This window comes from Psychrobacter sp. WY6, assembly GCF_018448495.1.
In the GTDB taxonomy this organism is placed as follows: Bacteria; Pseudomonadota; Gammaproteobacteria; order Pseudomonadales; family Moraxellaceae; genus Psychrobacter.
This window is the reverse complement of record NZ_CP049902.1, coordinates 3,137,434-3,149,332: the sequence shown is the minus strand read 5'-3', so window position 1 is coordinate 3,149,332 and position 11,899 is coordinate 3,137,434. Positions and strand designations below refer to the sequence as shown.

Annotated in this window: 3 protein-coding genes, 1 tRNA gene and 7 pseudogenes; 1 reads left to right on the top strand and 10 read right to left on the bottom strand. The window is 44.1% G+C overall.

Annotation, left to right across the window (positions count from 1 at the left end; translation table 11 throughout):
* Positions 1-102 precede the first annotated feature (102 nt).
* Positions 103-179, bottom strand: a tRNA-Val gene (locus G7Y90_RS15775).
* Between the two features lie 305 nt (positions 180-484).
* Here G7Y90_RS15775 and G7Y90_RS15770 point away from each other — a divergent pair.
* Positions 485-1,457: pseudogene (locus tag G7Y90_RS15770) on the top strand (glutathione S-transferase family protein).
* A gap of 104 nt (positions 1,458-1,561) precedes the next feature.
* On the opposite strand, the pseudogene hemB reads toward G7Y90_RS15770, so the two are convergent.
* The 9 genes and pseudogenes from hemB to G7Y90_RS15725 form a co-directional block, all read right to left on the bottom strand.
* Positions 1,562-2,569, bottom strand: a pseudogene (gene hemB, locus G7Y90_RS15765) (porphobilinogen synthase).
* 318 nt (positions 2,570-2,887) lie between these two features.
* A pseudogene (locus G7Y90_RS15760) lies at positions 2,888-3,601 on the bottom strand (TolC family protein).
* The gene (locus G7Y90_RS15755) at positions 3,558-3,914 is read right to left on the bottom strand and encodes a TolC family protein (RefSeq protein ID WP_250162856.1); all 357 of its coding nucleotides are present in this window, start codon (positions 3,912-3,914) and stop codon (positions 3,558-3,560) included. The pseudogene G7Y90_RS15760 and the gene G7Y90_RS15755 overlap by 44 nt, the downstream one beginning before the upstream one ends.
* Positions 3,892-4,527 carry a TolC family protein gene (locus tag G7Y90_RS15750; protein ID WP_250162855.1) on the bottom strand — a complete coding sequence of 212 codons (636 nt, stop codon included), beginning with the start codon at positions 4,525-4,527 and terminating at the stop codon, positions 3,892-3,894. Before G7Y90_RS15750 ends, G7Y90_RS15755 begins: the two co-directional genes overlap by 23 nt.
* A 73-nt stretch (positions 4,528-4,600) precedes the next feature.
* A pseudogene (locus tag G7Y90_RS18150) lies at positions 4,601-5,972 on the bottom strand (efflux RND transporter permease subunit).
* A 113-nt stretch (positions 5,973-6,085) separates the two neighbouring features.
* Positions 6,086-7,758, bottom strand: a pseudogene (locus G7Y90_RS18145) (efflux RND transporter permease subunit); the annotation flags it as partial.
* 89 nt (positions 7,759-7,847) lie between these two features.
* Positions 7,848-9,244, bottom strand: a pseudogene (locus G7Y90_RS15735) (efflux RND transporter periplasmic adaptor subunit).
* 184 nt (positions 9,245-9,428) lie between these two features.
* The gene (locus tag G7Y90_RS15730; RefSeq protein ID WP_250162852.1) at positions 9,429-10,274 is read right to left on the bottom strand and encodes an IS630 family transposase; all 846 of its coding nucleotides are present in this window, start codon (positions 10,272-10,274) and stop codon (positions 9,429-9,431) included.
* 504 nt (positions 10,275-10,778) lie between these two features.
* A pseudogene (locus G7Y90_RS15725) lies at positions 10,779-11,764 on the bottom strand (polyprenyl synthetase family protein).
* Between the last annotated feature and the right edge of the window lie 135 nt (positions 11,765-11,899).

Here is an 11,899-nt window from a genome sequence, read left to right as displayed (position 1 = left end):
AGTAGTGATGATTACAGAGTGTTACGAGTAAAGATTTTCCGCTACAGCCCATATTTTACGGAAAAAAAGCCCCAGTCGTTAAACTGGGGCTTTCTAAATATTTGGTAGGCATAAGCAGATTCGAACTGCTGACCTCTACCATGTCAAGGTAGCGCTCTAACCAACTGAGCTATACGCCTATTTAGGTTGAGTATTCTATCAAGTTTTTGAGACTTTGCAAGCTTTATTTCTAATAAATTTTTTATTAGCATAATAATGATTATCACACTTTATATTAAGTGACTTTTAATATTTTTTTATGTAGTTATATTAAATAGTGATTGAAATTGGTTTATTTTTTATTGTCAGTAGAACTACAAATCCTAATAGCTAGGCAGTATATAACTGGTATCATTCTCAAAATAAAGTGAGGATAGTGATAATGACTTCACAGTATGCATATTTCACAAAAGTTATATCAAAATAGAATGTTGAGGAGAGTGTTATGGGTCTATTGGTTGATGGTCAATGGCAAGACAAATGGTATGACACAGAGGCGAGCGGTGGACGTTTTGAGCGAGAAGATGCCGGTTTTAGAAATTGGGTCACGGTCGATGGCAGCGCAGGCTCATCAGGTGTTGGCGGTTTTAAAGCCGAAGCTGATCGCTATCATTTATATCTCGCTTGCATGTCCTTGGGCACATCGTACCATTATTTACCGTCAGCTAAAGCGTTTGCAAGACCTGATTTCGCTGTCAGTGGTGCATCCATTTATGGGCGATAAGGGCTGGACGTTTGCAGAGGGCGAGGGCGTGATTGCTGATCCTATTGTAAATGCTAATTACTTATATGAGATTTATACGGCGGCAAAGCCTGACTATACAGGACGGGTGACGGTGCCCGTATTATGGGACAAAAAAACCAATACCATCGTCAGTAATGAGTCCTCTGAGATCATTCGTATGTTTAACTCAGCTTTTGATGAGGTTGGGGCACTAGCAGGTAATTTTTTACCAACCGAGTTAGCAGAAATTAATGCAGTTAATGAGCTCGTTTATTCTACGGTCAATAATGGCGTTTATAAAGCAGGATTTTCGACCACACAAGAGGCTTATGAAGAAGCGGTGACGGAGCTATTCGATGTATTAGAGACGCTAGAGGCACGTTTGACAGACCAGCGTTATTTGCTAGGTAATACGATTACTGAGGCGGATTGGCGCTTGTTTACTACGCTGGTGCGTTTTGATGCGGTATATGTCGGACACTTTAAATGTAATATTCGCCGTATTGTTGATTATCCCAATCTTTGGGGTTATTTGCGTGATTTATATCAAGTGCGAGGTATTGCAGAGACGGTAAGCATCGAGCATATTAAGCAGCATTATTATACTAGCCATGCCAATATCAATCCCACGCGTATCATTCCTATTGGTCCAGTGCTTGATTTTAATGAGCCACACGAGCGTACACGTTTATAAGTTCTATTGAGGTATTAAAATAAGACCAATAAAAAATCGCGCCAGCTGATTGATCACAGTTGGCGCGATGAATTGACGGTATAAATAAAAAGCTGCTTAATTTATTACGCATTATTCAATTGACGAGCGGCTTCTAGCGCAAAATACGTCAAAATTCCATCAGCACCCGCACGGCGGAAACCAATCAACGATTCTAAAATAACCGCATCGGTTAGCCAGCCGTTCTGAATCGCAGCCATATGCATCGCATATTCGCCAGACACTTGATAAGCAAAGGTCGGTACGCCAAAGGTGTTTTTAACTTCACGAATCAGATCTAAATACGGCTGACCCGGCTTAATCATCACCATGTCTGCACCCTCGGCTATGTCCATCGCCACTTCGTGCAACGCTTCAGCACGATTACCGAAATCCATCTGGTACTGTTTCTTGTGTCCACCTTTTAGGTTGCCAGCACTGCCGACTGCATCACGGAACGGGCCATAGTATGCAGAAGCATATTTGGCAGAGTAAGCCATAATAGCGGTATTCACAAAGCCTTCGGCTTCAAAGGCGTCACGCATGGCCTTGATACGGCCATCCATCATATCACTAGGCGAGATGATATCAGCACCAGCGCGAGCGTGTACCAATGCTTGCTTGACCAATACTTCGACCGTTTCATCATTAATCACATAGCCTGAATCATCCAGCAGTCCATCTTGACCGTGCGAAGTATAAGGATCTAACGCCACATCGGTCATTACTACCATTTCAGGCACAGCATCTTTGATCGCTTTTACGGTACGAGCAGTAAGGGCATTTTCATCATATCACTGATTTACCGTCGGGTTTTTTAAGGAATTATCAATAACAGGGAAGATGTCGATGGTAGTGACGCCCTCGCTTAATAATTCTTTGGCATAGTTGATCAGTAGGTCAATCGATAAGCGCTCGACGCCTGGCATACTAGCGATTGCTTCGCGCTTATTTTTGCCTTCTAAGACGAAGACAGGGGCGATAAAGTGCTTAGGATGCAGCTCAACTTCACGAATCATCGCGCGTACGTTATCGTTGTAGCGTAGTCGACGTAGACGAGTTTCAGGGAATTGACGGTTAAAGGTATAAGTCATGATTTGTCCTCATTAGATTTTAGTCATTGTTATTTATCAGCTTGATTAAATAAGCTGTTTTGAAGCATATGTTTTTTTATATCACGGACATTAATAAGTGGATAAAAGTATGTGTAAGCTAATTTCCCTACTATAACTAAAAGCGCCTTAAAAAAGCAAAAAGCCCTACCAAGTCGGTAGGGCTTTTTGTACTTATCGACTATCAATGTGAAGGAAATCACCTCACACTATTTATCAGTATTTAAGGCTCAACGATCTGCGTGACCGGTACTTGCTCAACACTGGTTTCGTTATACGTCGTCTGTTTGGTAACGACTCCTACGGCAGCATCTTTTTTGCCATCATTATTGACGTCAACGACAGCGGTCGGCTCAAAGGTAGCCGTTTCCGATGGTTGCGCTTGTTTATGGCGTTTGCTTCTTGTGCAGAAGCAACCCGCGCTGAGCTAGCCGCATCGATAGCATTCGCCGCTTTTGCTTTATTACTATTGGCCGGTAGATTCACTAGTTGCACTAAGTTTTTATGCGGTACAGGAATCTCCGTTGGTACATCCAAATTAGCACCGCCACCCAGCACTTGGTATAGCTCGACTTGGCTCACAATTTTTTGTAGCTCTAAATCCAAAATACCTTGCTGCGTTGAGAACAATGAACGCTGTGCATCTAACACATCTAGATAGTTGGCAATACCTGCTTTAAAGCGTGCATCTGCTATCTGGAATGTTTGTTCAAAGTTATCTTGTAGACGGTATTGTGCTTCGAGCTGCTCACCCAGCGTGGCTCGTGTCGCGAGTACGTCTGACACTTCACGGAATGCGGTTTGGATCGATTTCTCGTAGCCTGTGAGCGTTTTCACGCTCAATTTTAGCCACATCGTAATTGGCGTCTAAGCGACCAGCGTCAAAGATAGGCACGCTATGCTTGGCCAACGACCAACCGACAGCGCCGCTTTTGAATAGTCATCTAAACTGCCGCTACTAACCCCAATGCTACTTGCTAAGCTGATAGACGGGAAATAAGACGCTCGTGCCACTTCGATATTGGCTCCAGCGGCTTTTAGGTTGTATTCTGCTTGCAGTACATCTGGGCGATAACGTCAACTCACTTGGTAAGCCTGCACTAAATATCTGCTGGCTAGTGATGTTGCTGACTGCTGGTGTTGGAATTAGATTGGTTGGAATCGGTCCACCCACCAAGAACTGTAAGGCGTTACGTGATTTTAAAATGCTGCTTTGTGCCCGTAGGACAGCAAGTTTGGCATTTTCTAATGACGCACTGGCTTGCAAGATGGCAGCTTCGGCAATGCCTGCTTCAAAGCGTTTATCAGCGAAACAGGGACTTTTCACGACTCTCAACCGTCGCTTCTGCCAGCTTTAACTGCGCTAAGCTATAGCTCAAGTTGGCATAGCTCTGAGCGATATTACTAATCAAGCTGATTTGGGTCGAATCTTTGGCCGCTGTAGTGGCTAAGAAATTCTGTAGCGCTTGATCTTTTAAGCTAGCAATTTTGCCCCAAAAGTCCAACTCGTAATTAGCCAACCCTAGGTTGACGTTATAACTACTATTGGGGTTTTTGTCGGTTCTATTTTGTGCTTGACGCGTGTATCCACCATTACCATTAATCGCTGGTAGATCATTAAGATCGGTAATTTGATACTGTGCGCGTGCTTTCTCGATTGCTAAACGAGCACTTTCAAAATCTTTGTTGTTCTCTAACCCTAAAGCAATCAAGCCCTTTAAACGCTCATCGCTATAAAAATTCTGCCAGCGTTGACCCGCAATACTTGCTTGATCAGCGCTACTAACCGTTTCTTTATCGAATGCCCCATAGGTTTGTTCGATAGGGATATTTGGCTCAGCAAGCACAGGGCGCATATCTGCTTTTGGAATCGTGTTACAAGCAGCCATGCTCATCGCTAAAACGGTCAAGCCGATTAGGCGACCAGCATTTCTGCGCATATGTGAGCCCGCTGGTTGCGCAGTGATAGCAATGTTTGCTACCGCTGCTGAGTGTTATATGTTTTCTGAACACTCATTGTGTATTGTCTCCAAAGCTTGCAGGCTGATAATTCTCAGAAGGCGTTGGGTTTTTCGGGTCAGGCGTACTATTATCATCATCTTTATCGTTTGGTTTATTATTCTCGTATTTGTACGGGAACATACTACGTACCCAAATATAAAACATGGGAATAAAGAAGATACCTAACAATGTCGCGGTCACGACGCCACCTAGTACACTGGTACCGATGGCATTTTGACTGCCTGAACCACCTGTGGCGATAAATAATGGCACAACACCCAGTCCAAAGGCAAGCGAGGTCATGATAATCGGGCGCAAACGTTGACGCGCGGCTGTCATGACGGCTTCTCTCAGACTATAGCCTTCCTCTTGGTGCTCTTTTGCAAACTCAATGATCAAGATAGCATTTTTAGCGGATAGACCAACGACTGTGAGTAGACCTACCTGCAAATAAATATCGTTATTAAAGCCACGTAGCCAAGTAAAGATGACTGCACCTAATACCCCAAGTGGAATGACCAATAGCACAGAGAAGGGGATAGACCAGCTTTCATACAAGGCTGCTAGACATAAGAATACCACCAAGATTGAAAGCGCGTATAGCATCGGCGCTTGAGCACCTGACTTTTGCTCTTCAAGTGACATACCCGTCCACTCATAGCCCCACCTTCGGGCAGATTCTCCATCATTGCTCCATTGAACTCATCGCTTCACCCGTATTACCGGGTGCAGCACTACCTTGATATTCATCGATGGTAAGCTGTTATAACGGGTCAGACGGGTGAGCCAGATTGCCATTCGCGCTAGAGAACGCATCAATGAAATCATTTCACCTACATCGTTGCGTACATACCATTTTGCAATATCTTCAGGGTTAGTGCGGCTGCTTGGTTCACCTTGAACAAAGACGCGTTTAATACGCCCGCGATCGACGAAGTCATTAATATAACTTGAGCCCCAAGCGGTAGAATAACGCTATTAATACTAGCAAGTGACAAGCCATAAGCAGCGGCCTGCTCTTGATTAATATTCACTTTTAACTGCGGTGCATCTTCTTGACCATTTGGACGAACGCCTGCGACTTTGTCGTTTTGCGCAGCCATGCCAACAGCATATTACGTGCTTCGAGTAGACCCTCATGTCCAAGGTTACCCGTGTCTTGAATCATTAAGTCAAAACCACTGGCGTTACCAAGTTCGGTAATGGCTGGCGGTACAATCGCAAATACTTGTGCTTCATTTAATTGGGTAAAGAAGTAACCCATGGCGCGATCAGCGACAGCCTGTGCAGTGTTTTCTTCACCGGGACGATCAGCCCAATCAGATAAACGTACAAAGGCCAGTCCCATATTCTGCCCTTGTCCTGCAAAACTAAAACCTGCGATCGTAAAGACTGAAGCGATATTATCGCCTTCTTGGGTACTGTAATAATCACTGACTTATCGAGCACTTCTTGCGTTTCATCAAGCGTCGCACCAGCAGGTAACTGAACCAAGGTAAACATAATACCTTGATCTTCTTCTGGTAAAAACGAGCCGGGAATACGTAAGAATACCACCGCCATAATACCGATAATGGCAGCATAAAGAATTAAGTATAGCCACTTCAAGCGGAAACTTTTGCCAACTAAATTCTCGTAACTACGACTGACTTTATAAAACGAGCGGTTAAACCAACCAAAGAAGCCTTTTTGCTCTTCTGTATTGCCTTTATCATGGCTCTTGCTACGCTTGAGTAAGGTCACACAAAGGGCAGGGTAAAAATAAGCGCCACTAAGGCCGATAGCACCATACTGGTAATCAAGGTGATAGAGAACTGACGATAAATCACACCTGTTGAGCCACCGAAGAACGCCATCGGTACGAATACGGCAGATAGAATCAGCGCAATACCAATAACGATTTTACTAATCTCGCCCATTGATTGTACGGTAGCATCCTTGATAGAGATATCAGGATCTTCTTCCAAGATACGCTCAACGTTTTCGACGACGACGATCGCATCATCGACCAACAGACCGATGGATAGTACCATGGCAAACATGGTCAAGACGTTAATACTAAAACCAGCGATGTAAAGCACAGCGAAGGTGCCAAGTAGTACGACAGGTACGGCAAGAGTAGGAATGATAGTCGCACGCCAGTTCTGTAAGAAAACGAACATAACGATAAATACGAGAACAATTGCCTCAAGCAGTGTCATAACCACTTGTTCGATAGACAAGCGCACAAATGGTGTGGTGTCATAAGGGATAACGGATGTTAGACCTGCTGGGAAGTTTGCTTCCAGCTCTGCCATACGAGCCCCAACAGCTTCACGAGTTTCCAGTGCGTTTGCGCCACCCGCCAATGAAATACCAAGACCAGCTGCTTCTTTACCATTGTATAGCGACACTACGCCGTAGTCTGCACTACCAATCTCAACTTCTGCCACATCACCTAAACGCACTTTTGCGCCAGCGGTATCCGTTTTTAATAGAATGTTTTTAAATTCATCAGGCGTTTGTAGGTAGCTTTGAACCGTGACAGTCGCATTGATAACCTGTTGACTGATATCAGCAGGTGCTTGACCTAGCTGACCGGCAGATACTTGGGCGTTTTGTGCACGTACTGCCTCAACCACATCCGCTGGCACCATGTTATAGCTACGTAAGCGCGCCGGATCTAACCAAATGCGCATGGCATAAGCAGAACCGAAAACTTGTACTTCACCAACACCTTCCACACGGCTTAACTGGTCAACAACGTTTGAGTTGACATAATCGGCGATATCCGCACGATCCATGCTGCCATCTTCAGAAATAAAACCTTGCACCATTAAAAAGCTGCTAGAGGATTTATTAACGTTGACGCCTTGACGCTGTACCGACTCAGGTAGTGAGCTCATGGCGGCTTGGAGTTTGTTCTGCACCTGTACCTGTGCAGTATCAGAATCTGTACCATTTTCGAAAGTGAGCGTAATGGATGCAGCACCATTCGAGGAGCTCGATGACGACATATACATCAGACCATCAAGACCCTTCATGCGTTGCTCAATAATCTGAACGACTGAATCTTCAACCGTCTGAGCATTAGCACCAGGATAGCTTGCGCTGACTGAAATCGTCGGTGGTGCAATACGTGGATACTGCTCAATCGGTAAGTTAATGACCGATATCACCCCGATGAGCATGACTAAAATAGCCATAACCCATGCAAAAATAGGGCGATTAAAAAAAACGTGACATAGTATATTCCTAGTCTTCCTATCTTTGAATGGAATTAGTTAGCGGTAGACTCTGCTGGTTTCTGAGCAGTGGCATCTTTGCTAGCTGGCTTATCCATCGCTTTAGCAGCTGGCGGCGGCGTCTGGGCATTAGAGGCACCTTCTTTAGCTGGTGCTGGGTTTGGATTCTCTAATGGCTTAACGACCACCTCTTGTTCAGGCTTAACTTTTGAGCCGCCGATAACAACTATCTTGTCCCCTGCTTGTAAGCCGTCAGTGACAACCCACTGGCCTTTATAAGTGCCATTAATAGTGACAGGACGTACTTGGATTTTATTATTTTCATCAACGATGTAAACTTGCGTCTCACTTTTCGGTGTACGCATTACGGCGCTTTGCGGTACCAATGCAGCATTGGTAATCTCCTCTGTGTCAAACGTGCCGTCACATACATACCAGGCAGCAAGATGTTATTGCTGTTAGGGAAAATAGCACGCAAGGTCACAGCGCCTGTTGATTCATCAACCTTTGCTTCAGATAAAGCGAGCTTGCCGCGTGCTGGGTAGACTGAGCCATCTTCTAATACCAACTCAACCGAGTTCATTCCTGCTTGTGCTTTGCCTTCAGCGATTTGCTGACGCAGTTTTAATAGCTCAGAGGATGATTGACTGATATCAACATAGATAGGGTCCAAGCGTGAGATAGTCACCAGCGGATCAGCCTGACCTGCGCTGACCAAAGTACCAGCGGTGACACTAGAACGGTCAGTACGACCCGATAGCGGGGCACGTACGATGGTACGGTTAAGATCTAGGTTGCTAGCATCTAACCCCGCTTGAGCAGTCTGAATGCCTGCTTTTGCACTTTCGATGCCTGCTTGTGTCTGTCCAACAGCGGCGGCCGCACTTTGTACCGCTGCTTGTGCAGTACGTACTTGTGTTTGTGCCTGCTCATACTGCTGCTTTGAGATGGCGTCGATGCTGACCAAGCCTTGTAAGCGCTGTAAATCATTTTGCGCTTGTGCTAATGATGCTTGACGGCTGGCTAGCTCGGCTTTTGCATTGGCATTATTTGCTTGTGCTGTCTGGTAATTTGCTTGTGCTTGTTGCACTGCTGCTTGACCACTGGTGACAGAAGAAGCGTAGTTATCAGTATTGATACGATAAAGTGGCTGGCCTTTTTTGACGTTGCCGCCTTCACGGAACAATACTTCGTCAATAACGCCATTAACTTGTGGGCGGACGTCGGCAGTCTGATAAGCCGTGGTACGTCCAGAAAAAGTCTGTACTTGGGGTACAGTATCGAGCGTGACAGTCTGGACGTTAACAACCGCAGGCGGCATCTGCTGCTGTGCGGCATCTGCGCCAGCGGCGTCCTCGTTTTTGTCACAGCCAATCAGTACAGCTCCAGATAGTACAGATGCTATTACAAGCGCAAGAGTAGAGTGCTTCATCAATGTCCTCGGCAATAGGTATAAAATAAGTAATGACAGTATAAAAAGTTTATCAATAAATCTAAGCGTATTGAATATAAAAATGAGTATTGATTCTAATGATCTTTACTTTCTCGGCTAAATTTGTTCTTAATAATATGAATTTAGCCAAACATCACTATTAGAACCTCTAATAGCGATATAGTCAGTTCACAATAAAATAAATACAGCCCATATCCTGAAATAGCTTAGGCAGATTATTCTCCATCCACCCTTGGCGTAGAAACTTAGCTTGAGCCCATTTCTTTTCAATGGGGTTTAGATCAGGACTGTAGGGTGGCAGCCATAGAATACGATGACCGTGCCTGTTCAGTAGTTTTTGAATACGCTTGCTCTTATGAAAGCGGGCATTATCCATAACGATCACGCATTTAGTCTTGAGACTTGGAATTAGCGTGAACTTGCACCAGTCATAAAATATATGGCTGTTGATATTTTGTTCAAAGTAATCAAGCGCAAACAGCATCTTTTTATACAAAGCACCGATGACATTAGTGCGCTTTTTTGCTTGCCAGTTGAAGCTGTCGATACAGGGTTTGCCTATCGGTGAGTATCCGTAAGGTCTTATAGTTTCAGCCTCAAAGCCGCTTTCATCCATATACACAATGGGATAGCCTTGCTGTGTAAAGCTATCAAGCTTACTCTGATACGACGCTCTTTTATCAGGCAGGCTTTTGGATGCTCTAAGGTCTTTTTTTTGACTGATACCTAGGCGTTTTAAAGCATTGTGCATGCCGGTCTTACTACAGTTGAATCGCCTAGCTCGCTCATATAAATAGTCATCTGGATGTTGTTCAACGTCTTTTAAGAGTGCTTCATTCGGTATTTTAGTCGGTGGTTTATTCCGGGTTTGTTTGATACTTGAATCTTTGAGCCAGCGCTGTAATGCGGTTTTGCTAATATTATAAAAAGTACAAGCCTGACGGATACTCATGTCTTTGTTTTTGACACTTTTAATCACTTGTGCTCGAAAATCTGCTGAATAGGTCATTTGTTATTCTGCCATTTCGCTTGTTTTAAAACGATTGTATCTTATTTAAAAAGAACTGACTATAAGTATCAAGTATAAGTATGTGTAAGAATCTTAAGCATCAAAGCTGTAGCCAAACCACAACCTTGATTAGTAAAGTTAACGAGTAATATAAACTATCGGGATAACCCCACAGTCAAGTAGTTGATCGCAGGATTTATGGTTAGAAATCGTAATATCAGCTTTTGTGAATGCATTAAATGCTGTCATGGCAAGCGCCATCTTCATTAACAGCTAATGTACAGTCATACAACGGTCAATGAGAAATAATTGTAAACTTTTGTGAAAATAGCATAACCATATAGATTGTAAGGTCTTTAATGAATGATAAATAAGGTTTGCCAACAAAACAAAAACTTTAGCAACTATTAACTGTGACCATTAACACAATTACTCATTAATGGTCTTTATCAACAGCTAATGGCTACTATCCGCAAGTATTGACAACTGTTATGACGATACTGACTACAGCAAGCGTGCGCTAGCCAATTCAGTCAATTGATATAAGCCTGTGCGATAACGATTGTCAGGTAACGTACTCAGTGCTTGTTGCGCCAGCTTGGTTCTTCCCAAGCCCGCTGCTTACAGTAATCTAATGATCCTGAGCGGCGCACTAACTCAATAAGCTGCTCAGCGTTCGGTGTCTTCCCAGTTTGTACAGCGACACGCAACTGCTCATAGCCTTTGATGTCGCTATCTTTTAGCAGCTCAAGCGCTTTGATGGTCGGTAGGGTTGGCTTACCTTCAGCGAGGTCGTCTCCTAGGTTTTTGCCCATTACCTCACTATCACCACTATAGTCGAGCACATCATCGATAATTTGAAAAGCATTGCCAAAGTGCTGACCAAAATCGCCTAAAGCCTGCATATACTCTATTCTGTCTTGTAAAATTGCAGCGCCTTGAGTCGCCATCATAAACAGCCGCGAGGTTTTACCGTCAATAATGCGCAAGTAGTCCTCTTCTGTCGCGGCAGGGTTGTGCTGATGCTGGAGCTGCAATACTTCGCCTTCAGCGATATCGCAGGTGCCATCTGAGAATACTTGCAACAGTGGTAAGCTTTGGAAGCCAACTAATAAATTAAAGGCGCGAGCAATCAGATAGTCACCGACTAGTACCGCGGTGGCATTATCCCAAGTGGCATTAGCAGTTGGCTTACCACGGCGCTGTCCTGACTCATCAATCACATCGTCATGAAAAGGTCGCTGCAGCATTTCAGTAATAGCGGCTAGATGCATGGCTTTTTCTGAGGGCTTGTCCTCAAACATGCGTGCACATAACAAGGTAATCAGCGGGCGCATACGTTTGCCACCAGCATTGATTACATGCTGCGAGACGCTCATTACCAGCTGAACTTTGGAATTAAGATTACCGAATACTTGCTTGTCCATAATCTCAAAATCATCCGCCACGATACTTTGAATATCAGCATAATTAGGCGTTGATTGAGTCATTGAATCTGTTTATGTGAAGGGATGCTGGTCATAATAAATAGTCATATTAATAAGAATAAAGAGAATTTTTTATAGCCTTAGTTTTATAGATAGGTCAGGCATTATTTTCTATAATAGCATAGCTATGCCTTTAGA